Below are 22354 nucleotides of genomic sequence, written 5' to 3'. Positions count from 1 at the left end.
CATGGGCGTTTTCAAGGGGGCGGCGGTGCAGATGCGTTCAGGGACCAGCCCGGAGCGCAATGCGGCCGACATGGAAAGGCTGGTCCGCGATGCCGCGCGTCAGGGCGCCACCTATGTGCAGACGCCGGAAATGACCGGCGCGCTGATCCGCGACAAGCAGGCGGGGGCAGCCGCCTTCACCACCGAGGACAAGGACATTATCGTCGCAACCGCGCGCAGGCTGGCGAAGGAGCTCGGCATTTACCTGCATATCGGCTCGACCGCGATCCTGCGCGCCGACGGCAAGCTCGCCAACCGCGCGTTCCTGTTTTCGCCCGACGGCAGCCTGATCGCCGGCTACGACAAGATCCATATGTTCGACGTCGATCTCGACAATGGCGAGAGCTGGCGTGAATCCGCATCCTACGAGCCGGGAACGGAAGCGGTCGTAACCGACATCGACGGAACGAGGCTGGGCTTTGCCGTCTGCTACGACCTGCGCTTCCCGCAGCTGTTCCGCGCCGAGGCCGTTGCAGGGGCCGAGGTGCTGACCGTGCCCGCCGCCTTCACGCGCCAGACCGGCGAGGCGCATTGGCATGTGCTGCTGCGCGCCCGCGCCATCGAGAACGGCGCGTACGTTATCGCCGCCGCGCAGGGCGGCCTGCATGAGGACGGGCGCGAGACCTATGGCCATTCGCTGATCGTCGACCCGTGGGGACGCATCGTCGCCGAAGCCGCGCATGACGAGCCCGGCGTGATCGTCGCCGAGATCGATCCGGCCCAGTCGCTGGCCGCGCGCCGCAAAATCCCCAATCTGAAGAATGCGCGGGATTTCACCGTCAATGCCGGGACGAGCGAGGCGCCGCGTCTCAGGGGGGCTGCCTCTTGATCCGTTTTTCCCTGATCTGCGAGCACGAGCACGAATTCGAAGCCTGGTTTCGCAGCAATGACGATTTCGACACCCAGAAGAAGCGCGGCTTCGTCGATTGCCCCACCTGCGGCTCGCATAAGGTCGAGAAGGCGCTGATGGCGCCGGCTGTCTCGACCTCCCGCAAGCAGGAGAAGGTCGCTCTCGCCATGGGCGAAGCGCAGAAGCAGGCGCTGGCGCAACTCAAGGCGCTGGCCGAGAAGGTGCGCGAGAATGCCGACTATGTCGGCGACAAGTTCGCCGAGGAAGCGCGCAAGATCCATTTTGGCGAGACCGATCCGCGCGGCATCTATGGCGAAGCGACTTCGGAAGAGGCGCAGAGCCTTATCGAGGACGGCATCGAATTCATGCCGATCCCGAGCTTTCCGGATGACCGGAACTGAGTACCGGCTAGCTTAGGCTTTCGATCAGTTTTTCCAGCAGTTTTGCAAGCGTTTCCTGGTCCTCGCGCGACAGGCCGGCGAGGATTTCATGCTCGTTGGCGACGTGGGCGGCAAGGGCCTCGTCGGTGAGCTCGCGGCCTTTCGCGGTGAGTTGCACAATCACGCCGCGCCGATCGGTGGGATGCGGCATGCGCTGGATCAGCCCGCCTTTTTCCAGCCGGTCAAGGCGGGCGGTCATGGCGCCGGACGTCACCATCGTTGTCTCGTAAAGCTCGGTCGGTGTCAGCGCGTAGGGCGAGCCCGACCGGCGCAACGTTGCCAAGACATCGAATTCACCGGACTGTAGCCCGAAGCGGGCGAAGACCGGCGCGAGCCGGTCGCGCGCGATCAGCGCCGAAGCCTCGTTCAGGCGCCCGATGACGCCCATCGGCGACACATCGAGATCCGGCCGCTCCCGCCGCCATTGCTCCATGGCCCTGCCTGCTCGATCCATATCGCTCACCACAAAGTATCTTGACATAAAGAATCTTTACGCTATCTTACCGTAAGATGAACCGGCCGCCAAGCGGTCACGCAGCGACAGGACAGTCCGATGAAATTTCTCTGGGATTCGGCGATTGGCCTTCTGGTCGTGACCGGGGGCCTGCTCGGCATGACGCTGCCGTTCGGCAAGCTCGCGACCGCGGCCGGAGTGCCGGCGATGGTCTGGGCCTTCGTCATTTCTTTGGGCGCCGGCGGCGTGCTGTTGCTTGCGCTCCTGCTGCGCGGCGAACCCATCCGGCTGACGCCGCACAAGCTGCGCTATTTCTTCGTCACCGCCGCGATTTCCTATGCGATCCCCAATCTTTTGATGTTCTCGGCCATCCCGCATCTTGGCGCCGGCTACACCGGCATCATGTTCACGCTGTCGCCGGTCGTCACGCTGGTGTTCTCGATCCTGCTCGGCGTCAGGCGCCCCAATCTGCTTGGCGTCATCGGCATCGCCGTCGGCTTCGTCGGGGCGGTGATGGTCGCGCTCACCCGCGGCGAGGCCGGCCAGCCGGCGGATTATTTCTGGGTGGCGATCGGCCTGCTCATCCCGGTCAGCCTTGCCGCCGGCAACATCTACCGCACCGTCGACTGGCCGGAAGGCACCGGGCCCATCGAGCTGGCCGTCGGCAGCCATCTGGCCTCGGCCACGCTCCTGGTCATAGGCATTCTGGCGCTTCTGGGCGGGCACGCCTTCGTCCCGCTCCGCGACGTGCCGCTGGTGGTGTTCGGCCAGGTGGCGTCGGCCTCGGCGATGTTCGCCTTCTTCTTCCGCCTGCAGGCGGTCGGCGGCCCGGTCTATCTCAGCCAGATCGGCTATGTCGCGGCGGCCGTCGGCCTGTTCGCCGGGACGATCTTCCTCGGCGAGCACTACCAGTTGCTGACTTGGGCCGGCGCCGCCATCATCACCTTGGGCGTCTTCATCACGACCAAGGCGCAAAACCAAGCCGGCGCGCCGGCGGCGGTTCGGATTGAGCCTGCTTCGTCGCGGAGCTAATCCTCCTTGCCGCCGGCGGGTTCCGGCTGCGGATGTCGGCGGCGATGGGTGGCGGCGGCGCGCGCCGCCTGCTCGTAGATGCCGGTCAGCAGCTCCAGCGTGCGCGCCACGTCCTCGAGCTTGTCGGCCATTTCGGGAATGCGCTTCACCGCCTCGATGAGCAGGACCGAACGGATATCGGCATACCGCTCCGTCACCCTATGGCCGAGCGGCGTCACTTCATAGGTCACGCCGGCCCGGCCGCTACCGGTGCGCGTGATCAGCCTAGCCTTCAACAATTTGCGCAGGCTGTACTGGATATTGGGAACGTCGTCGCGATTGGTCATCTGGGCGAGGTCGCGGACGCTTTTCGGCCGGTCGTTCATCCTGATGATGTGGAGCAGCGCGTTTTCCGGCCCACTGGCGGAAAACTCGATCACCGTGGCGAGGCACTCCGCCTGCCAGTGGCCGAACGCCTCGTATGAGCGCATCAGCGCGTATTCGACCTCTGTGACGTCGATCTCCAGCGGCGTGCGCGCCAGATGCCAGCCGCGGTCGAGCAGTTCTTCGCGTGTTTCCAAAGATTTGCGCCGGTCGTTCATCCGCCTGTCCCTCGCGCCGAGCATGCGCTGACCGGGGCGATTGCGTCCACATGAATTTATGATAGACTTTCTATTATAAATTATAATCAAAGATATGAGGAGAACATCGTCGTGAGCATGCTCGACAAGTCCGCGTCCGGCACGCAGCCTTTCTTTCTCGGCACTTTCGCGCCCAACTGTTCCGGCGGCATGACCGTCACCAAGGTCGCCGAACGCTGGGACAATTCCTGGGACAACAATCTCAAACTCGCCCGGCTGCTCGACGAAGCCGGCGTTGACTTCATGCTGCCGATCGCCCGCTGGATCGGTTACGGCGGCGAAACCAACTTCCATGGCAATGTGCTTGAGACGATCACTTGGGCGGCGGGGCTGCTCGCGCTCACCCGCAACCTCACCGTCTTTGCCACCACCCATACGGCGGCGAACCATCCGGTGGTCGTGGCCAAGCAACTGGCGACCATCGACCAGATCAGCCGCGGCCGCATCGGCCTCAACATCGTCGCCGGCTGGAACAAGCCGGAATACGAGGCGCTTGGACTGACGCTGCCGGACGACCACACCACACGCTACGGCTACGCGCAGGAATGGTTCGACATCGTGCGCGCCCTGTGGAGCCGCACGGAAGCCTTCGACTGGGACGGTACCTGGTTCAAGCTGAAGAATGTGCTCGGCGACCCGCGTCCGTCATCACCGCTGCCCATCCTCAACGCGGCCGGCTCGGAAGAGGGGCGCAAATTTGCCGTCCGCAACGCCGATTTCCTGTTCACGCCGGCGATCGATCTTTCGCGCTCGAAGGACGAGATCACGGCGCTGAAGGAACAGGGCAAAGCGGAGGGCCGGGACGTCGATGTGCTGACCTTCGCCCATGTTGTGTGCCGCCCCACGGAAAAGGAGGCAAAAAGCTACCTCGAGCATTTCGCACGCGCCAACGCCGATTGGGCGGCCGTCGACAATCTCGTGCGGCTGCAGTTCGCACATGCGCAATCCTTCCCGCACGATCTTCTGGCGCTTATCCGCGACCGCATGGCGGCGGGCCATGGCGGTTTCCCGCTGACCGGCACCCCCGAGCAGGTGGCCGACGGCATCACCCAACTGCACGAAGCGGGCTTCCGTGGCTCGACCTTGTCCTTCGTGGATTATGTCGAGGAATTCCCTTATTTCCGCGACACGGTCCTGCCTATTCTCGAAGAAAGAGGCATTCGCGTCGCGCCGGCCGCGATGCAGTCGGCGGCTTAGAGCATTCCAGGAAAAGTGTGAGCGGTTTTCCGTCCGGAATTGCGTCAAGGGAAAAGAGGAGGCGACAATGCCCAACGCAGAAGGTCCGGTCAGCGTCGCGGATTTCCGCGCCGCCATGCGGCTCATCGTCGGCAATGTCAGCGTCATCACCGCCGGGGTCGGCGACGATCGTACCGGCCTCGTCGTGATTTCCGTGGTGTCGCTGTCGGCGGAGCCGCCGAAGGTGATCGGCTGCGTCAACCGCTCCTCGTCGACTTGGCCGATCATCGAGCGCTACCGGCATTTCGGCGTCAATTCGCTCGGCCCCCAGCATCAGCATGTCGCCGAGCGCTTCTCCGGTTTCGGCGGCGTCAAGGGCAAAGACCGCTACGAGGGTGCCGAATGGACGACGCTGAAGACGGGCGCAGCGCTGCTTGCCGATGCGGTGGCCGCTTTCGACTGCAGCCTCGACGAGATGATCGATCGCGGCACGCATTCGATCGTCATCGGTTCGGTCGAGGCGGTGAGGACGCGGGATGCCGGACAGGCCCTGATCTATTGGCGCGGCGGCTATCGGCCGTTGGAAGCCTAAGGACCTATTGATCAGACCGAGGCCTTCTCGGCCAGCACCATGTAGTTGACGTCCATGTCCCTCGACTTCTGCCAGCGGTCAGCCAGCGGATGATAGATGACGCCGGTGCGGTCGATCACCGTGAGGCCTGCGGCGCCCAGCGCCTTTGCCAATTCCTCCGGCCGCACCAGCTTGCCGAATTGATGCGTGCCGCGCGGCAGCCAGCGCAGAACATATTCGGCGCCGATGATGGCGAGGCCGAGCGCTTTCAGCGTGCGGTTGATGGTGGCGATGAACATGATGCCGCCGGGGCGCACCATCTGGCCGCATTTGGCAACGAACAGGTCGACATCGGCGACATGCTCGACCACTTCCATGTTGAGGATGACGTCGAAGGTCTCGCCGGCGTCGGCCAGCGCCTCGGCCGTGGTGGCGCGATAGTCGACGCTGACGCCGGCCTCCGCCGCGTGCAGCTTGGCCACCTCGATATTGGTCGAGGAAGCGTCGGCGCCGACGACATCGGCGCCAAGCCTGGCCATCGGTTCGCACAGCAAGCCGCCGCCGCAACCGATATCCAGGAAGCGCAGGCCCTCGAAAGGCCGGGCCGCGCGCGGATCGCGGCCGAAACGCGCCGCCACCTGGTCGCGAATATAGGCAAGCCGCACCGGGTTGAACTTGTGCAGCGGACGGAACTTGCCGTTCGGGTTCCACCATTCGGCGGCAAGGGCGGAGAAGCGCTCGACTTCTCCGGCATCGATGGTCGATCGGCGGGGTTCTGGCATAAGCGGGTCTCCTCGGACGTTAGGAAGTCGGGTCCTTGGCGCCAAAAGTCAAGGCAGGGTTTTTCGGCTGCTGCCACACGCGTTGCCGGCAAGCATCCCCCGCCGGCCGTCGCCCGATGTCAGCACATGGCAGCTTGATCTGGCCGCCACGGAAACGCGATCGCCATGTCGGACGAATGGAAGGCATGATGACCAGGAGGCCCAATCATGCAATCCCATTCGTCGATCCTCTGGCGCCGTCTCGACCTCGAAGGCCGCGATGCTTGCCTGCTCTGCGTGACCGACCGGGGTTGGCGCCTCAAGGGTCATGCACTCTTTGCCCATGACGGCAAACCCTGCAGCCTTGCCTATGTGGTGGATTGCGATGCCGGCTGGAGCACGCGCTCGGCGCGCGTCGATGGCTTTGTCGGCACGCAGGAGCTGTGTTACGAGATCGAGCGGCTCGCCGATGGCCAATGGGTGCTGAACGGCCTGGGCCAGGCCGAAGTCGCGGGCCTCGTCGATGTCGATCTCGGCTTCACGCCGGCGACGAACCTTGTGGCGATCCGCCGCTTCGATCTCGCCGTCGGTGCCGCGACGCCTGCCCCGGCGGCTTATCTGGCCTTTCCGGAGCTGCGGCTTGAACGTCTGGACCAGACCTACCGTCACCTCGACGACGGCCGCTACGCCTATGCCGCGCCGAAATTCAGATACGACCAGGTGCTGGACGTCTCGCCGTCAGGCTTCGTCGTCAACTATCCGGGTCTTTGGAAAGCCATTGTGCTGAATTGAGCCGCGCCGGGCGTCGAGCGTCGAGTTAGGGCATAGAGAGCGCAACCTCGGCATGGCTCATGGCGATGCTGGCCGGCTCGATTGCCTGCAGCGCGTCGCTTTCGCCGATCTCGGCCATGATGCGGTCGGCCGCCGCCTGGGCCTGCTCCAGGCTCTGCCAGCGCACGACGTCTACCCAGCTTCCATCCTCGCGCCTGCCGAGATGTCGGCTGAGAAAGCCCGGCTGCCGGGCGAGCCAGTCGGTCATGATCTTGTCGTTGGCGACAAAGCCGGCTTCGGTGCCGGGCTTGAGGCGGAAGGTGACGATTTCCAGGGTCTCGGTCATCAGAATCTCAAACGGGCCGTTTCGGCGGTCTTATGGCATGGACGGCGACAGGATTCCGTCAGGATAGACGTGCCGAGCCGCATGTAACGGCGCTCGCTTGCGAAGCCTTGCTGTTTTGGCTAAGGAGGCCGCGCATTCCGGCGCCAGGCCTACCTTGGCGTTTCCTCTCGTTCCGGCCTTGAGCCGGCTTCAGTCAAAGGCATTTCGCTTCCATGGCGCGTATCGTGATGAAATTCGGCGGAACCTCGGTCGCCGACATCGCCCGCATCCGCAATGTGGCGCATCATGTCAAACGCGAGGTCGATACCGGTCACGACGTGGCCGTGGTGGTATCGGCCATGGCCGGCAAGACCAACGAGTTGGTCGCGTGGACGCGCGAGGCCTCGCCCATGCACGATGCGCGCGAATACGACGCCGTTGTCGCTTCGGGCGAGCAGGTCACGGCCGGTCTCCTGGCGATCACGCTGCAGAATATGGGCGTCCATGCACGGTCGTGGCAGGGCTGGCAGATCCCAATCAAGACCGACAACGCGCATGGCGCGGCGCGCATCCTCGACATCGACGGCGCCTTTCTGATCAAGCGTTTCGGCGAGGGCCAGGTGGCGGTGATCGCGGGTTTCCAGGGCATCGGGCCGGACAACCGCATCTCGACGCTCGGCCGCGGCGGCTCCGACACCAGCGCCGTGGCAATCGCCGCGGCGGTCAAGGCCGACCGCTGCGACATCTACACCGATGTCGACGGCGTCTACACAACCGATCCCCGCATCGAACCGAAAGCCCGGCGTCTCGCCAAGATTTCCTTCGAGGAAATGCTCGAAATGGCCTCGCTCGGCGCCAAGGTGCTGCAGGTGCGCTCGGTCGAGCTTGCCATGGTACACAGGGTGCGTACCTTCGTGCGGTCGTCCTTCGACGATCCCGATGCGCCCGGAATGGGGGATTTGCTCAATCCGCCCGGAACGCTTATTTGCGACGAGGAAGAGATCGTGGAACAGCAGGTCGTCACCGGAATTGCCTACGCCAAGGACGAAGCGCAGATTTCGCTGCGCCGCGTCGGCGACCGCCCAGGCGTCGCCGCCGGCATCTTCGGTCCTCTGGCCGAGGCCAACATCAATGTCGACATGATCGTCCAGAATATCTCCGAGGACGGCAAGTTCACCGACATGACCTTCACCGTGCCGTCCGTCGACGTCGACAAGGCGCTTGCGGTGCTGGAGAAGCTGAAGCCGGAAGTCGGCTATGATGTCGTGCAGTCGGAAGCCGGCATGTCGAAGGTTTCGGTCATCGGCATCGGCATGAGGAGCCACGCGGGCGTCGCCGCCACCGCCTTCAAGGCGCTGGCCGACAAGGCGATCAATATCCGCGCCATCACCACGTCCGAGATCAAAATCTCGATACTGATCGACGGTCCCTATACGGAACTGGCGGTTCGCACTTTGCATTCCGTCTACGGTCTGGATAAGCAGTAGCAAGAACTGAGTCAGTTGTTGCGTGAACGCCGGCCGCGGGAGAAACTGCGGCGGGCGAATGCCCATTGGAGAACAAGCCGCGATGCGTGATACGGCCAGTGGCCCGCGCGTTCTGCTCAAACGGCTTCGCGAGCTCATGCAGGAGCCGCTGGAGCCGCAGGAGCGGCTCGACCGCATCGTGCGCGACATCGCCTCCAACATGGTCGCCGAAGTCTGCTCGCTATACGTGCTGCGCGCGGACTCGGTGCTCGAGCTCTACGCCACCGAGGGTCTGAACCCCAACGCCGTCCACCTGGCGCAGCTCAGGCTCGGACAGGGCCTGGTCGGCACGATCGCCGCCAGCGCGCGGCCGCTGAACCTCTCCAACGCGCAGGAGCATCCGGCCTTCGCCTACCTGCCGGAGACGGGCGAAGAGATCTACAATTCCTTCCTCGGCGTGCCGGTGCTGAGGGCAGGGCGCACGCTGGGCGTGCTGGTGGTGCAGAACAAGACCATGCGCCACTACCGCGACGACGAAGTCGAGGCGCTGGAAACCACGGCGATGGTGATCGCCGAGATGATCGCCACCGGCGATCTCGCGCGCCTCACCCGGCCCGGACTGGAGCTCGACCTCAGCCGGCCGGCAAGCTTCACCGGGCTTTCCTTCAACGAGGGTGTCGGGCTCGGCCACGTCGTGCTGCACGAGCCGCGCATCGTCGTCACCAACCTGTTCAACGAGGACAGCGAGGAGGAGGTGCGCCGGCTGCAATCCTCGCTCGGTTCGCTCCGGCTCTCCATCGACGACATGCTGGAGCGGCGCGAGGTCGCCTTCGAGGGCGAGCACCGCGAGGTGCTCGAGGCCTATCGCATGTTCGCCAATGACAGCGGTTGGGTGCGCCGGCTGGAAGAGGCGATCCGTAACGGCCTGACGGCGGAAGCGGCGGTCGAGAAGGTGCAGAGCGACATGCGCGCACGCATGCTGCACATGACCGACCCCTATCTGCGCGAGCGGATGAGCGATTTCGACGACCTCGCCAACCGGCTCCTGCGCCAGTTGATGGGGCGCGGGCCGGATGACGTCGCGGCCTCGCTGCCCAAGGACGCCATCATCGTCGCCCGTTCGATGGGGGCGGCCGAACTGCTCGACTATCCGCGCGACAAGCTGCGCGGGCTGGTGCTGGAGGACGGCGCCGCCACCAGCCATGTCGTCATCGTCGCGCGCGCCATGGGTATTCCTGTCGCCGGACAGATGAAGGGCGCCGTTTCCATGGCGGAAAACGGCGACGCAATCATCGTCGACGGCGAGGAAGGCACCATCCATCTCAGGCCACAATCCGACCTGGAAGCCGCCTACGCCGAAAAAGTCCGCTTCCGGGCGCGGCGGCAGGAAGTCTATCGCGAGCTGCGCAAGAAGCCGTCGCTGACCAAGGACGGCGTTCCGGTCGATCTCCTGATGAATGCGGGTCTTGCCGTCGACCTGCCGCAGCTGACCGAATCGGGCGCCGCCGGCATTGGGCTCTTCCGCACTGAATTGCAGTTCATGGTCGCCTCGACCTTCCCGCGCGCCGAGGCGCAGGAGCGGCTTTACCGCGACGTGCTCGACGCCGCGCGCGGCAAGCCGGTTACCTTCCGCACGATCGACATTGGCGGCGACAAGGTGCTGCCTTATTTCAAGGGCGCGGTGCAGGAGGAGAATCCGGCGCTCGGCTGGCGGGCGATCCGGCTGACGCTCGATCGCCCAGGCCTGCTCAGAACGCAGATCCGGGCGCTGTTGAAGGCCTGCGGCGGCCGTGAACTGAAGCTGATGCTGCCGATGGTGACCGAGCTGTCGGAAATCGCGCAGGCGCGGGAGATCATCGACCGTGAGGTCCGGCATCTGTCGCGCTTTGCGCATCATCTGCCCACCAGCCTCAAGCTCGGCGCGATGCTGGAAGTGCCCTCGCTCCTGTTCCAGCTCGACGAATTGATGAAGGCGGTGGACTTCGTCTCGGTCGGCTCCAACGACCTCTTCCAGTTCGTCATGGCCGTCGATCGCGGCAACACCCAACTCGCCGACCGCTTCGACACTCTGTCGACGCCGTTCCTACGGGTGCTGAAGACGATCGCCGATGCCGGCCTGCGCAACAACACGCCGGTGACGCTCTGCGGTGAGCTTGCCGGCAAGCCGATCTCGGCGATGGCGCTGATCGGCCTGGGCTTCCGCTCGATCTCGATGTCGCCGGCCTCGATCGGCCCAGTCAAGGCGATGCTGACCGAACTGCCGCTGCAGGAGCTGGAAGACTTCTTCAGGGACAATCTGATGGCGCCGGCCCAAGCGACGCCGATGCGGGCCTTGCTTCAGGCCTTTGCCGACGACCGCTCGATTCCGCTATAGCCCTCTGTTATGATCAACTTGCCCCGCGACCGTATGGATCAAGTCGTCAAGCGTTTCGATATGCTCGAAGCGCAGATGGCGGCCGGGCCCGCCGCCGATCAATATGTCAAGATGGCGTCGGAATATGCCGACATCCAGGAGATGGTGGGCAAGATCCGAGCGTTGCGCGCCGCCGAGCAGGAGCAGGCGGACCTCGAGGCGATGCTGGCCGACAAGGCGACCGACGCCGACATGCGGGCGCTGGCCGAGGCGGACCTGCCGGAGGTCGAGGGCCGCATCGAGGCGCTGCAGAAGGACATCCAGATCCTGCTTCTGCCCAAGGACGCGGCCGACGAGAGGAACGCCATCCTTGAAATCCGCGCCGGCACCGGCGGCGACGAGGCGGCCCTGTTCGCCGGCGACCTGTTTCGCATGTATGAGCGCTATGCCGCCTCGCGCGGCTGGCGCTTCGAGGTTGTGTCGGCCAGCGATGGCGAGGTCGGCGGCTACAAGGAAATCATCGCCTCGGTGTCGGGCAAGGGCGTGTTCGCGCATCTGAAGTTCGAATCCGGCGTGCACCGCGTCCAGCGCGTGCCGGAGACCGAAGCCGGCGGGCGCATCCACACCTCGGCCGCGACGGTGGCCGTGCTGCCCGAGGCGGAAGAGGTCGATATCGAAATCCGGGCGGAGGATATCCGCATCGATACGATGCGCGCCTCGGGCTCCGGCGGCCAGCACGTCAACACTACCGATTCGGCGGTGCGCATCACCCATTTGCCGACCGGCATCATGGTGGTGCAGGCGGAGAAGTCGCAGCACCAGAACCGGGCGCGCGCCATGCAGATCCTGAGGGCTCGGCTCTATGACCTGGAGCGCAGCCGGGCCGACGAAGAACGCTCGTCGTCGCGAAAATCGCAGGTGGGCTCGGGCGACCGGTCGGAACGCATCCGCACCTATAATTTCCCGCAGGGGCGCGTTACCGACCACCGCATCAACCTCACGCTCTACAAGCTCGACCGGGTGATGATGGGCGAGCTGGACGAGGTGATCGATGCGCTGATTGCCGACCATCAGTCGAAGCTGTTAGCCGATATGAGCCTCGATGGCTGATCGACTGCCCGCCGCGCTCGGGCCTCTGCTCAGGGCGGCGCGCCAGCGTCTGGCCGCCGCCGGTATCGACGATCCGGCGCTCGATTCCCGGCTGATCGTCGAACATTTCTCCGGCACGACCCGCACCCAGGCGATCGCCGAGCCGGGGCACGAGGTGGGTCCGAAGGCGCTTTCGGCCGTTGAAGCGGCCCTGAGGCGTCGCGTCGCAGGCGAGCCGGTGCACCGCATCCTCGGCTACCGCGAATTCTACGGTTTGCGCCTGTCGCTATCGCCGGAGACGCTGGAACCCCGGCCGGACACCGAGACGCTGGTCGACGCCGTCCTGCCCTTCGCCCGGGCGACGGCCGAAAGGCTTGGCGAATGCCGCATTCTCGATCTTGGCACGGGCACCGGCGCCATCGCGCTGGCCCTGCTTGGCGCCGTTCCGGCGGCGACCGCGACGGGCGTCGACATTTCGCCCGGCGCATTGGCGACCGCAACCGCAAATGCCCGGAATCTGGGGCTCGGCGAGCGCTTCAAGGCCTTGAATTCCAACTGGTTCGAAAAAGTTTCGGGCCGCTACCATGTAATTGCCTCGAACCCTCCCTATATACCGAGGGGAGAGATCGGAAATCTGCAGGACGAGGTCCGCGATTTCGACCCGCGCCGGGCCCTGGACGGAGGCGCGGATGGTTTGGAACCCTATAGGGTCATCGCCGCCGAGGCGGCAGGATTTCTGGAAGCGCAAGGCAAGGTAGCGGTCGAGATCGGCCACACGCAGAAAAACGAGGTCACCGAGATATTCGCGGCAGTCGGCTATGGGCTGGCCGCAGCCTACCGGGACCTCGGCGGCAACGACAGAGTTCTGGTGTTCGAGCGGCGAAAGCCCTGATGCAGCGCGAAAAAACCGCTTGGCAATACAGGGGAATGCGGTTAGGGTCCGGCTCAACCGGATGAGACGAAGCAGGCAGTGCTCCCAGCGATTCGGTTTTCCTTGGAAATAGCTGCCTTCTTGCGCAAACGACGCCCAAGCTTCGTGCGGGAATCATCCGGCAAGTGATGTAACCGGAACAGGATGGCACGTGGCGCCAACGCAATTGATGCGGGCGAACGCCGGTGAAGAAACGAAACGGCTGGCTGCATGAGCGCCTCCGTTCGTGAAGAGTTTTTCGAAAATTCACTATGAAGAGAGTCTAATGAGGCCACAACAGCAGAACAGGCGCATGCGCGGTCGCAACAACAATGGCGGCGGTGGCAACAACAACAACCGCAAGGGGCCGAATCCCCTGACCCGCACTTACGAGAGCAACGGCCCGGACGTGAAGATCCGCGGATCGGCTCAACAGATCGCCGAAAAATACGCCGCACTCGCCCGTGACGCGCAAAGCTCCGGCGACAGGGTGATGGCCGAGAACTATCTCCAGCACGCCGAACACTACAATCGCATCATTGCCGCCGCACAGGCGCAGATGCCGATCCAGAACGTTCCGCAGAACCGCGAAGAGTTCGATGACGATCTCGATGAGGACCGCGACGAGTTCGACAATGCCGGCAATGGCGCCGGGGCGCCGGCGCACGGCTCCGGGCCGCAGCCGGTCATCGAAGGCACGCCAGCGGAACTCGCCTACAACCAGGAAAATGGACGCGACAACAACAGTCGCCGCGACGGTGGTCAGCGTGACGGGGGGCAGCGCGACAACAACAGCCGCGACCGGCATCGCGACCGCCGCAATGGCGGCTATGGCCAGAACGGTCAACGTGGCGAAAATGGCCAGCGCGGCGAGCAGGGCGGCCAGCAGTTCGATCAGAATCGCCGCAACGAGGCGACCGACGAGGCCGGCTCCCAGGGTGAGCAGGCGCCGCAGTTCGACAGTTTCTCGCCGGCCGCGCTCGCTGCTCAGGCCGAGCTCAACGAAGCCGCCATGGACAATGCCGGCGGCGGTCGGCGTCCGCGGCGTCCGCGGCGCCCGCGTGGCAATTATGCCGAGCAGGCCGGCAATGGCGAGCAGGGCGACCAGCCGGAGAGCTTGAGCCCGGAAGCTGCCAGCGCTGAAAATTCGGGCGAAACGCGCAACGCGGCGAGCAATGGCGACCACGCCAGCGCCAAGCCGGCCGAGAAAGCGGACCGGGCGAACGAGCCGGTTGCCGACGAGCCGGCGCCCGTTGCCAGCGAAGCTCCTGGCGAGCCTGTGTCCGCCGACGCGAACAACTGATCCGGACGCCAATCCAGGCATTGCAGACGGCGGAGAGCAATCTCCGCCGTTTTCGTTCGTGCGCTGCTTGCTCGATGCATGTCGCTCGCCCTCAAACCGCTTTGCACTTCCGGGGCGACATGCAGTGGAATATTCTGCTTTGATCGACATCAAGGCGTCTTGAGGGACCGTACCCCATACACCATATCTCGGCTGAACAGGGCTCGGCTCTATGAGCGGGTCCGTCACCGCAATCTGATCCGGTGCCGCAAAGCGGGCCGGTGATGGAAGGAGACGCATATGAATATCGAGAAATACTCCGAGCGCGTGCGCGGCTTCATCCGGTCCGCGCAGACCATGGCGCTCTCGCGCAACCACCAGCAATTTACCCCTGAACATATGCTGAAGGTCCTCGTCGATGACGACGAGGGCCTTGCCGCGTCCCTGATCGAGCGCGCCGGCGGCAGCGTCCGCGACGTCAAGCTCGGCGTCGAGGCCGCGCTCGAAGCCATGCCCAAGGTCGAAGGCGGCAATGGCCAGCTCTATCTTGCCCAGCCTCTCGCCAAGGTGTTTTCCACCGCCGAGGACCTGGCCAAGAAGGCCGGCGACAGCTTCGTCACCGTCGAACGGCTGCTGCAGGCGCTTGTCATGGAGAAGTCGGCCAAGACCGCCGACATCCTGTCCAAGGCAGGCGTCACCGCGCAGGCGCTCAACCAGGCCATCAACGATATCCGCAAGGGCCGCACCGCCGACTCGGCCGGGGCCGAGCAAGGCTATGACGCGTTGAAGAAATACGCGCGCGACCTCACCGCCGACGCCCGCGCCGGCAAACTCGACCCGGTCATCGGCCGCGACGACGAGATCCGCCGCACCATCCAGGTGCTGTCGCGGCGCACCAAGAACAATCCCGTGCTGATCGGCGAGCCCGGCGTCGGCAAGACGGCGATCGCCGAAGGCCTGGCGCTGCGCATCGTCAATGGCGACGTGCCGGAATCGCTGAAGGACAAGCAGTTGATGGCGCTCGACATGGGCGCGCTGATTGCCGGCGCCAAATATCGCGGCGAGTTCGAGGAGCGGCTGAAGGCCGTGCTCAACGAGGTCACCTCGGCCAACGGCAACATCATCCTGTTCATCGACGAGATGCACACGCTGGTCGGCGCCGGCAAGGCCGACGGCGCGATGGACGCGTCGAACCTGTTGAAGCCAGCGCTGGCGCGCGGCGAATTGCACTGCGTCGGCGCGACCACGCTCGACGAATACCGCAAGCATGTCGAGAAGGACCCGGCGCTTGCCCGCCGTTTCCAGCCCGTTTTCGTCGATGAGCCGACGGTGGAGGATACGGTCTCGATCCTGCGCGGCCTGAAGGAGAAATACGAGCAGCACCACAAGGTGCGCATCTCCGATTCCGCGCTGGTGTCGGCGGCGACGCTTTCCAACCGCTACATCGCCGACCGCTTCCTGCCGGACAAGGCGATCGACCTTGTCGACGAGGCGGCCTCCAGGCTGCGCATGCAGGTCGATTCCAAGCCAGAGGCGCTGGACGAGATCGACCGCCGCATCATGCAGCTCAAGATCGAGCGCGAGGCGCTGAAGGTCGAGAAGGACGAGGCTTCGAAGGATCGGCTTGCTCGGCTGGAGAAGGAGCTTGCCGACCTCGAGGAGGAATCGAGCGAGCTGACCACGAAGTGGCAGGCCGAAAAGCAGAAGCTCGGCCTTGCCGCCGACCTGAAGAAGCAGCTCGACGAGTCGCGCAACGAGCTGGCGATCGCGCAGCGCAAGGGCGAGTTCCAGCGCGCCGGCGAGCTTGCCTATGGCAAGATCCCGGAGCTGGAGAAGAAGCTCAAGGAAGCGGAAGCGCAGGACGGCAAGACCGGCATGGTGGAAGAGGTGGTCACACCCGACCATGTCGCGCATGTCGTGTCGCGCTGGACCGGCATTCCGGTCGACAAGATGCTGGAAGGGCAGCGCGAGAAGCTCTTGCGCATGGAAGACGAGATCGGCAAGCGGGTCGTCGGCCAGGGCGAAGCCGTGCAGGCGGTGTCCAAGGCCGTGCGGCGCGCCCGCGCCGGATTGCAGGATCCGAACCGGCCGATCGGCTCGTTCATGTTCCTTGGTCCGACCGGCGTCGGCAAGACCGAGCTCACCAAGGCGCTGGCCAGCTTCCTGTTCGACGACGAGACCGCGCTGGTGCGCATCGACATGTCGGAGTTCATGGAGAAGCACTCCGTGGCCCGGCTGATCGGCGCGCCCCCCGGCTATGTCGGTTATGAGGAAGGCGGCGCGCTGACCGAAGCGGTGCGGCGTCGTCCCTATCAGGTCGTGCTGTTCGACGAGATCGAGAAGGCGCATCCGGATGTGTTCAACGTGCTCCTGCAGGTGCTCGACGACGGCCGGTTGACCGATGGCCAGGGCCGCACGGTCGACTTCCGCAACACGCTGATCATCATGACATCGAATCTCGGCGCCGAATATCTGGTCAATCTCAGCGACGACCAGGATGTCGATGCCGTGCGCGACGAGGTGATGAGCGTGGTGAAGGCCTCGTTCCGGCCGGAGTTCCTCAACCGCGTCGACGAGGTGATCCTGTTCCACCGGCTGCGCCGGCAGGACATGGACCGCATCGTCGAGATCCAGCTCAAGCGGCTGGAGAACCTGCTTACCGATCGCAAGATCACGCTGTTGCTGGATCATGACGCGATCGATTGGCTGGCGTCGAAGGGCTACGATCCGGCCTATGGCGCCAGGCCGCTGAAGCGGGTGATGCAGAAGGAGCTGCAGGACCCGCTGGCGGAGAAGATACTGCTCGGCGACATCCTGGACGGTTCGACGGTCAAGGTCACCGCGGGCTCCGACCGGTTGAACTTCCGCTCGAAGCCGACCGTGGTGGCGACGGAAGCCGCCGCCTGATCGGGTCGAGCGTTCAATGAACGCGAAGCGCGTCGCACCGGACTGGTGCGGCGCGCTTTGTTATTCCCGGTGATTGCGCATAATCGGCTGCCGATTCGAATGGCTGGAAGGACTCGATGACGCTCGACGATTACAACGGCTTCTGCGCATCGCTGCCCGCCACGACTCATGTCGTTCAGTGGGGCGGCGCCCATGTCTGGAAGGTCGGCGGCAAGGTGTTCGCCATCGGCGGCTGGAACGAGGGCTGCGGGCTGTTCGTCACCTTCAAATGTTCCGAGATGGCTTATGATGTGCTGAAGGATCAGCCAGGCTGCCGGCCGGCGCCTTATCTCGCCTCGCGAGGCATGAAATGGATCCAGCGTCAGACAAGCCAAAGCATGAATGATGCGGCACTCAGGGACTATCTGCGTGAGAGCCATCGCCTGGTGGTGCTGAAGCTGACGAAACTGGTACGCGGGGAACTGGGGCTGCGCTGACATTCGTTCGGTATCATTGTGAAACGCCGGAAAACCGCCATCTTCATGCCCGGTTCATATTGGAACCTTAATTTGCGTGACTGGTTTGCTGGCGAAGATTCGCCCGCCAGGAGCCTCGTCGACCGGAGAGTTGGACCCCCATGCTGCGCTTGATCTTTTCCCTTTCGGCACTTGCGGCCGGGCTGGTGTCCTCCAGTGCGTTCGCCATGCCGAGTGTGGATGGAACGGTGCAGGCGACGAGGCCCGCCCAGCGCGGCGCGCTGATGCTGGCGCAGGAAGGCAATATCGACATCTACTACGATGCCAGGGGCAACCGCGTGCTGGTCGATGCCGACACCGGCAAGGTGATCGCCATCCAGCCGCCGGGGAGCAGGCTCGACCGCCGCGCGCTGCACCGGCAGATGCGCATGCAGGAACTCGGCCGCGCGCCGGCCGAGGACGACGACCGCTATTATCTCGACAATCCCGAGGACATGGCCCGCTTCCGCCGCCGGCAATTGGAGGAGAACGGCCGCGTCATCCCGCCGCCGGTCGATGAATACGATTCCAACGGCGACAATTCCGTCGATGCCTATCCGCCGGCGCCCAACAATGATGAAGGCTACGCCACCACCTATCCGGACGCGCCGAAGTCCAACACCATCAAGCGCCAGCCGCTGAACGAGGCGTCGATCGATCCGGAGCAGCCGGGCCAGGGCGAGGTGCTGCAGACAAACCCGGACGCCCAGCCGTCGCTGCCGCCCAACACGGGCGGCAAGGCCGCGGTCGATCCGTCACTGTCGCTCGGGGTGCGCCAGGACGTCGCCGCGCTGCAGGTGCTGCTCGATCGCGGCGGCGCTTCGCCGGGCGTGATCGACGGGCGCTTCGGCTCCAATGTCGACAAGGCGCTGGCCGCCTACAACGAAATAAACGGCACCAATCTGAAATCCACCGATGCCGTCGGCATCCAGGCGGCGCTTGCCCAGTCGGGCGGCGACCCCTTTGCCAGCTATACGATTACGCCGGAAGATGTGGCCGGCCCTTACGTCGCCTCGATCCCCGAGGACTACAGCCAGAAGGCCAAGCTCAACTGCATGTGCTACACCTCGGTCACCGAGGCGCTGGCCGAGCGCTTCCACATGGACGAGACCTATCTGAAGTCGATCAACAAGGGCGTTGACTTCAATCGCCCCGGCACGATGATCAAGGTCGCCAATTTCGGCAAGCTGGTCTCGACGCCGGTAACGCGTATCGTCGCCGACAAGACCAAGAAGGAAGTCTATGCGTATGATGGCGGCGGCAAGCTGGTCGCGGCCTATCCGGCGACCATCGGCTCGGCCGACACGCCGTCGCCGACCGGCATCCATGCTGTTTCGCGCATCGCGCTCGACCCGAACTACACCTACAACCCGAACATCAATTTCAAGCAGGGCCAGAACGACAAGATCCTCACCGTCCCGCCGGGACCGAACGGTCCGGTCGGCTCGGTCTGGATCGCGCTCGACAAGCCGACCTACGGCATCCACGGTACGCCCGACCCCTCCAAGATCGGCAAGACCGAGAGCCATGGCTGCGTGCGCCTGACCAACTGGGATGCACGCGAGCTCGCCAAGCTTGTGTCGCCGGGCGTCACGGTGGAGTTCGTCGGCGGAGCAACAATCGCGGAGGTTGGCGGGACCTCAACCGATGAGTTTACGCAGCAGTGAGCTGCGCGGCGCGGCGGCGTAGATAAGCTGCACCAGCAGGATGAAGACGATGCTGAGCAGCGGCGTGATCAGGCAAAGCGCCGCGCCGACCGCCCACAGGACCTGCGCCTTGACGATGCGCTGTAGACGGTGCGCCGCATCTCCGCGTCGACATCCTCGGCGATCATGCCGTTCCTGTCGGCATACCACCAGCTCGAAAACAGCGCGGCGCCAAGCATCAGCAGGTTCAGCCAGTAGACCAGCACCGCGATCCTGAATTCCAGGAAATCGGCCAGCAGATCGGTCGAGAATGGCAGCAGCGCGAATGAAGGCAAGAAAGCACGGGTTGAGCGTCGCCAGCCTGCGGTCCGATCTCGCGATCAGGCCATGCTGCGCCTGCTGGACGAACCAGAAGATGGTGAGCGTCAGGAAACTCAGCGCATAGGTCAGGAACCGTGGCGCCAGCGCCAGGATCGCGGCAACCAGTTCGCCTTCCGAGTGCACCGCCTCACGCGACGGCACCCTGATCTCCAACACGATCAAGGTCAGCGCTATGGCGAAGACGCCGTCGGTTATGCCGACGATGCGTCCGCGCCCTTCCGCCGACGAGCGGCCGCTTCATGGCTTCCCTCTCACGCATGATGGTGGAACCTAGCACGCCACCGGCGGTTTGCATCAGGACTGAGCCACCTCGCGATCCGGTGCTGAGTCAAAGAGTCCGAAAACCGCTTCGTACTTTCGGCATCATGCTCTGTCGTCTGGTTTCAAGGACAGCGATGCTCTGGCTTGTTGTTGCGCCCGCACGAGGGGGATAAGCAGGGATCTCATGTCATCCGCGAACGAAACCATTGCCGATAAGCATTCGCCCACGCGGGCGAACGGTACATTCTGTCCTCAGACGCGGCGGAAATTCGTCCTGGTGGCGGCGATCCTCGCCTCGGCGCTCGGTTTTATCGACGGCTCGATCCTGGCAATCGCGATGCCCGCATTGCGCGTTGATCTCGGCGCCAGCCTGGCCGAGGCGCAGTGGATTTCCAACGCCTATGCGCTGACGCTGTCGGCGCTCATCCTGGCGGGGGGCGCCGCCGGCGACCGGTTTGGATTGCGGCGCGCCTTCGTGACCGGCATCGCGCTGTTCATCGCGGCTTCACTCGCCTGCGCGGTGGCGCCCAACCCGGCCATATTGATCGCTTTCCGCGCCATCCAGGGCATCGGCGCGGCGATCATGGTGCCGGGCAGCCTCGCCATCATCGCCAAAGCCTATCCGAAGAAGGAGCGCGGTCGGGCCATCGGCATCTGGGCCGCCGCGTCGGCGCTGACCACGGCGCTCGGTCCCGTTCTGGGCGGCTTCGTCTTGACGACTTTCGGGAACGGGGTCTGGCGCGCGATCTTCGCCATCAACCTGCCGCTTGGACTGATCTCGATCTATCTGCTTCTGGCCAAGGTGCCGGCCGACCAGCCGACTGAAAAGCGCAGCCTCGATCTCGGGGGTGCGGCGCTGGCGACGCTGGCGTTCGGATCGTTGGCCTATGGATTGACGGCGATGAACGCCGAGGGCGGCGGGATGATGGCCGGGCCGGCGATCGTCGCTGGCGTCGTCCTGCTTTTCGTCTTCATCCTTTACGAGCGCTGGCGGCGCGAGCCGATGATCGATCTCGGCCTGTTTCGCATCGGCGCTTTCGCCGGCGCCAATCTGGCGACCTTCTTCCTCTATTTCGCGCTGTCGGCGAATCTCTTCTACCTGCCGATGGTCCTGATCGCAGGCTGGGGATTGAGCTCGGCCGAGGTCGGATTCATCTTCCTGCCATTGTCGGCATCGATCGCATTGCTATCGGGAGCGGTCGGCCAGTGGTCCGACAAGATCGGTCCGCGTCTGCCGATCGCCGCCGGCAGCTTCATCGTCGCCATCGCCTTCGCCGGGCTCGCCTTGCTCTCTCATGCCGGCGTCCATCGTTTCTGGACCGGGGCCTTTCCGCTGATGGCCTTGATGGGGCTTGGAATGGCGCTTGTGGTGTCGCCGCTGTCGACGGCGGTAATGACCTCGGTCGAAGACCAGGATACGGGGGCTGCGTCAGGCATCAACAATGCCGTCTCGCGCGTCGGCGGGCTGATCGCGGTGGCGGCAATGGGCTCGCTGGCGGCTTTCGTCTATGCGCGAGTGACCGGCAACCCTGCCGGCATTCCCGGTTTCGGCGAGCCTCCTGCGGCCGGGCTGGCGGCCAATCTCGATGCATTGCGGATTAGGGCAAACGATTCGGCTTTTGCCGCGGTCGCCGCTATCACGACATTGCTTTGCGTGTTGTCATCGATCGTTGCCTGGCTCACCGTTCCCGGGCAGGCGTCGCCCTGGCGGCAACAAGGCGACGATTCGGGCGAATAGGTTCAATAGTCACGCGACTAATTCGGAAGCTGCGAATCCGTCTTGGCGCTGGCAACCTTCAGCGCGTTGCCGTCTTCCTGCTTCAGAAGATCGTCGATTCGCTCGCGCTCGCGCTTGAAAGCAACGAGATCGTCGCCCTTCAGCACCTTGCCCACCGGCAGGCGCACGCGCATCGGGTCGACCTTGGTGCCGTTGACGATCAGCTCGTAGTGAAGATGCGGACCGGTGGCGAGACCGGTCTGGCCGAGATAGCCGATCACCTGGCCCTGGCGCACGCGCATCCCGGGCTCGATGCCCTTGGCGAAAGCGCTCTGGTGATTGTAGGAGGTCTCGTAGCCATTGGCGTGGCGGATGATGATCTGCTTGCCGTAGCCGCCGGCCCAGCCGACCTTCTCGACGACGCCGTTGCCCGCAGCGATGATCGGCGTGCCGATGGGCGCCGCCCAGTCGACACCGGTATGCATGCGCACGTAGCCCAGAATCGGATGCCGCCGCGCGCCGAAGCCAGAGCGGAACTTGCCGGCGGGCAGCGGATTGCGCAGCAGGAACTGCTGGGCGCTCGAACCGTTTTCGTCGAAATAGTCGGTGCTGCCGTCCTGCATCTGGAAGCGGTAGAAATTCTTCGTCTGGCCGCCGAAGGTCGCCGATACATAGAGAAGGTCGGAATTGTCGGAGGTCTGGTCGTCGCCGTCGGGCTGCGAGAACAGGACCTCGAGGCGGTCGGCCGGCGAAATGCGCGACTGAAAATCGACGTCGGAGGCGAGAAGCTTGATCAGCTTCTGCGTCAT

At 64.5% G+C, this 22354-nt stretch carries 21 protein-coding genes (1 of these 21 cut by a window edge); 15 read left to right on the top strand and 6 right to left on the bottom strand.

Annotation, left to right across the window (positions count from 1 at the left end; all coding sequences use genetic code 11):
* The first annotated feature begins 1 nt into the window (after nt 1).
* Nucleotides 2-868, top strand: coding sequence for a carbon-nitrogen hydrolase family protein (locus tag FJW06_RS02675; protein WP_140747722.1), 867 nt, complete (start codon nt 2-4; stop codon nt 866-868).
* Complete coding sequence (locus tag FJW06_RS02670) at nt 865-1290, top strand: DUF1178 family protein (RefSeq protein ID WP_140747490.1); 426 nt, start codon at nt 865-867, stop codon at nt 1288-1290. Before FJW06_RS02675 ends, FJW06_RS02670 begins: the two co-directional genes overlap by 4 nt.
* A 7-nt stretch (nt 1291-1297) precedes the next feature.
* Here FJW06_RS02670 and FJW06_RS02665 read toward each other — a convergent pair whose 3' ends face one another.
* A complete protein-coding gene (locus FJW06_RS02665; RefSeq protein ID WP_140747487.1) occupies nt 1298-1783 on the bottom strand; it encodes a MarR family transcriptional regulator in 486 nt (161 codons plus the stop codon).
* A gap of 99 nt (nt 1784-1882) precedes the next feature.
* On the opposite strand from FJW06_RS02665, the gene FJW06_RS02660 reads away from it, so the two are divergent.
* Nucleotides 1883-2815: a DMT family transporter gene (locus FJW06_RS02660; RefSeq protein WP_140747484.1), complete on the top strand. Its 933-nt coding sequence runs from the start codon at nt 1883-1885 to the stop codon at nt 2813-2815.
* Here the strand turns inward: FJW06_RS02660 and FJW06_RS02655 are convergent.
* Nucleotides 2812-3396: a winged helix DNA-binding protein gene (locus tag FJW06_RS02655; protein ID WP_181178111.1), complete on the bottom strand. Its 585-nt coding sequence runs from the start codon at nt 3394-3396 to the stop codon at nt 2812-2814. The genes FJW06_RS02660 and FJW06_RS02655 overlap by 4 nt on opposite strands.
* Before the next feature lie 117 nt (nt 3397-3513).
* Here FJW06_RS02655 and FJW06_RS02650 point away from each other — a divergent pair, with 117 nt between their 5' ends.
* Both FJW06_RS02650 and FJW06_RS02645 read left to right on the top strand, forming a co-directional pair.
* Nucleotides 3514-4632, top strand: coding sequence for an LLM class flavin-dependent oxidoreductase (locus tag FJW06_RS02650; protein WP_140747719.1), 1119 nt, complete (start codon nt 3514-3516; stop codon nt 4630-4632).
* Nucleotides 4633-4699: 67 nt separating this feature from the next.
* Nucleotides 4700-5203 (top strand): flavin reductase family protein, encoded by a 504-nt coding sequence (locus FJW06_RS02645; RefSeq protein ID WP_140747478.1) that lies wholly within the window; start codon nt 4700-4702, stop codon nt 5201-5203.
* A gap of 11 nt (nt 5204-5214) precedes the next feature.
* Here the strand turns inward: FJW06_RS02645 and ubiG are convergent, their stop codons facing one another.
* Entirely contained in the window at nt 5215-5964 is a 750-nt protein-coding gene (gene ubiG, locus FJW06_RS02640) for a bifunctional 2-polyprenyl-6-hydroxyphenol methylase/3-demethylubiquinol 3-O-methyltransferase UbiG (protein WP_140747476.1), read from the bottom strand.
* A 207-nt stretch (nt 5965-6171) separates the two neighbouring features.
* Here ubiG and FJW06_RS02635 point away from each other — a divergent pair, with 207 nt between their 5' ends.
* Complete coding sequence (locus tag FJW06_RS02635) at nt 6172-6735, top strand: putative glycolipid-binding domain-containing protein (RefSeq protein ID WP_140747473.1); 564 nt, start codon at nt 6172-6174, stop codon at nt 6733-6735.
* A gap of 25 nt (nt 6736-6760) precedes the next feature.
* Here the strand turns inward: FJW06_RS02635 and FJW06_RS02630 are convergent, their stop codons facing one another.
* Entirely contained in the window at nt 6761-7060 is a 300-nt protein-coding gene (locus FJW06_RS02630) for an antibiotic biosynthesis monooxygenase (RefSeq protein ID WP_140747470.1), read from the bottom strand.
* A gap of 212 nt (nt 7061-7272) precedes the next feature.
* Here FJW06_RS02630 and FJW06_RS02625 point away from each other — a divergent pair, with 212 nt between their 5' ends.
* From FJW06_RS02625 to FJW06_RS02590, 8 genes are all read left to right on the top strand, one after another.
* Nucleotides 7273-8526 carry an aspartate kinase gene (locus tag FJW06_RS02625; protein ID WP_140747467.1) on the top strand — a complete coding sequence of 418 codons (1254 nt, stop codon included), beginning with the start codon at nt 7273-7275 and terminating at the stop codon, nt 8524-8526.
* 82 nt (nt 8527-8608) lie between these two features.
* Nucleotides 8609-10879 (top strand): phosphoenolpyruvate--protein phosphotransferase, encoded by a 2271-nt coding sequence (gene ptsP / locus FJW06_RS02620; protein ID WP_140747464.1) that lies wholly within the window; start codon nt 8609-8611, stop codon nt 10877-10879.
* A gap of 9 nt (nt 10880-10888) precedes the next feature.
* On the top strand, nt 10889-11968 hold the full coding sequence (gene prfA / locus FJW06_RS02615) for a peptide chain release factor 1 (protein ID WP_140747461.1): 1080 nt from the start codon (nt 10889-10891) through the stop codon (nt 11966-11968).
* Nucleotides 11961-12839, top strand: coding sequence for a peptide chain release factor N(5)-glutamine methyltransferase (gene prmC / locus FJW06_RS02610; RefSeq protein WP_140747458.1), 879 nt, complete (start codon nt 11961-11963; stop codon nt 12837-12839). Before prfA ends, prmC begins: the two co-directional genes overlap by 8 nt.
* A 331-nt stretch (nt 12840-13170) precedes the next feature.
* Entirely contained in the window at nt 13171-14160 is a 990-nt protein-coding gene (locus FJW06_RS02605; RefSeq protein WP_246674499.1) for a DUF4167 domain-containing protein, read from the top strand.
* Nucleotides 14161-14439: 279 nt separating this feature from the next.
* Nucleotides 14440-17046 carry an ATP-dependent chaperone ClpB gene (gene clpB, locus FJW06_RS02600; RefSeq protein WP_140747452.1) on the top strand — a complete coding sequence of 869 codons (2607 nt, stop codon included), beginning with the start codon at nt 14440-14442 and terminating at the stop codon, nt 17044-17046.
* A gap of 116 nt (nt 17047-17162) precedes the next feature.
* A complete protein-coding gene (locus tag FJW06_RS02595) occupies nt 17163-17522 on the top strand; it encodes an MmcQ/YjbR family DNA-binding protein (protein WP_140747449.1) in 360 nt (119 codons plus the stop codon).
* A 140-nt stretch (nt 17523-17662) separates the two neighbouring features.
* A complete protein-coding gene (locus tag FJW06_RS02590) occupies nt 17663-19207 on the top strand; it encodes a L,D-transpeptidase family protein (protein ID WP_140747446.1) in 1545 nt (514 codons plus the stop codon).
* On the opposite strand, the gene FJW06_RS02585 is transcribed toward FJW06_RS02590, so the two are convergent.
* Entirely contained in the window at nt 19181-19723 is a 543-nt protein-coding gene (locus FJW06_RS02585) for a TMEM175 family protein (protein WP_246674503.1), read from the bottom strand. The genes FJW06_RS02590 and FJW06_RS02585 overlap by 27 nt on opposite strands.
* A 289-nt stretch (nt 19724-20012) precedes the next feature.
* Between FJW06_RS02585 and FJW06_RS02580 the strand changes: the two genes are divergently transcribed.
* Nucleotides 20013-21566: an MFS transporter gene (locus tag FJW06_RS02580; protein WP_140747443.1), complete on the top strand. Its 1554-nt coding sequence runs from the start codon at nt 20013-20015 to the stop codon at nt 21564-21566.
* A 17-nt stretch (nt 21567-21583) separates the two neighbouring features.
* On the opposite strand, the gene FJW06_RS02575 is transcribed toward FJW06_RS02580, so the two are convergent.
* On the bottom strand, nt 21584-22354 hold the end of the coding sequence (locus FJW06_RS02575; protein WP_181178110.1) for a M23 family metallopeptidase. It continues 1209 nt past the right edge of the window; only the last 771 of its 1980 coding nucleotides appear in the window; its start codon lies beyond the right edge, outside the window; the stop codon is at nt 21584-21586.

Source organism: Mesorhizobium sp. B4-1-3, from assembly GCF_006439355.1.
GTDB lineage: Bacteria > Pseudomonadota > Alphaproteobacteria > Rhizobiales > Rhizobiaceae > Mesorhizobium.
This window is presented reverse-complemented; position numbering and strand designations above follow the sequence as displayed.

Excerpts from the sequence above, each read along its gene's own strand:
- clpB (WP_140747452.1), top strand. The coding sequence starts at position 14,440 with ATGAATATCGAGAAATACTCCGAGCGCGTGCGCGGCTTCATCCGGTCC.
- FJW06_RS02645 (WP_140747478.1), top strand. The coding sequence starts at position 4,700 with ATGCCCAACGCAGAAGGTCCGGTCAGCGTCGCGGATTTCCGCGCCGCC.
- FJW06_RS02665 (WP_140747487.1), bottom strand. The coding sequence starts at position 1,783 with ATGGATCGAGCAGGCAGGGCCATGGAGCAATGGCGGCGGGAGCGGCCG.
- prfA (WP_140747461.1), top strand. The coding sequence starts at position 10,889 with ATGATCAACTTGCCCCGCGACCGTATGGATCAAGTCGTCAAGCGTTTC.
- ptsP (WP_140747464.1), top strand. The coding sequence starts at position 8,609 with ATGCGTGATACGGCCAGTGGCCCGCGCGTTCTGCTCAAACGGCTTCGC.
- prmC (WP_140747458.1), top strand. The coding sequence starts at position 11,961 with ATGGCTGATCGACTGCCCGCCGCGCTCGGGCCTCTGCTCAGGGCGGCG.
- FJW06_RS02625 (WP_140747467.1), top strand. The coding sequence starts at position 7,273 with ATGGCGCGTATCGTGATGAAATTCGGCGGAACCTCGGTCGCCGACATC.
- ubiG (WP_140747476.1), bottom strand. The coding sequence starts at position 5,964 with ATGCCAGAACCCCGCCGATCGACCATCGATGCCGGAGAAGTCGAGCGC.
- FJW06_RS02675 (WP_140747722.1), top strand. The coding sequence starts at position 2 with ATGGGCGTTTTCAAGGGGGCGGCGGTGCAGATGCGTTCAGGGACCAGC.
- FJW06_RS02630 (WP_140747470.1), bottom strand. The coding sequence starts at position 7,060 with ATGACCGAGACCCTGGAAATCGTCACCTTCCGCCTCAAGCCCGGCACC.
- FJW06_RS02580 (WP_140747443.1), top strand. The coding sequence starts at position 20,013 with ATGTCATCCGCGAACGAAACCATTGCCGATAAGCATTCGCCCACGCGG.
- FJW06_RS02635 (WP_140747473.1), top strand. The coding sequence starts at position 6,172 with ATGCAATCCCATTCGTCGATCCTCTGGCGCCGTCTCGACCTCGAAGGC.
- FJW06_RS02590 (WP_140747446.1), top strand. The coding sequence starts at position 17,663 with ATGCTGCGCTTGATCTTTTCCCTTTCGGCACTTGCGGCCGGGCTGGTG.
- FJW06_RS02650 (WP_140747719.1), top strand. The coding sequence starts at position 3,514 with ATGCTCGACAAGTCCGCGTCCGGCACGCAGCCTTTCTTTCTCGGCACT.
- FJW06_RS02605 (WP_246674499.1), top strand. The coding sequence starts at position 13,171 with ATGCGCGGTCGCAACAACAATGGCGGCGGTGGCAACAACAACAACCGC.
- FJW06_RS02595 (WP_140747449.1), top strand. The coding sequence starts at position 17,163 with ATGACGCTCGACGATTACAACGGCTTCTGCGCATCGCTGCCCGCCACG.
- FJW06_RS02660 (WP_140747484.1), top strand. The coding sequence starts at position 1,883 with ATGAAATTTCTCTGGGATTCGGCGATTGGCCTTCTGGTCGTGACCGGG.
- FJW06_RS02655 (WP_181178111.1), bottom strand. The coding sequence starts at position 3,396 with ATGAACGACCGGCGCAAATCTTTGGAAACACGCGAAGAACTGCTCGAC.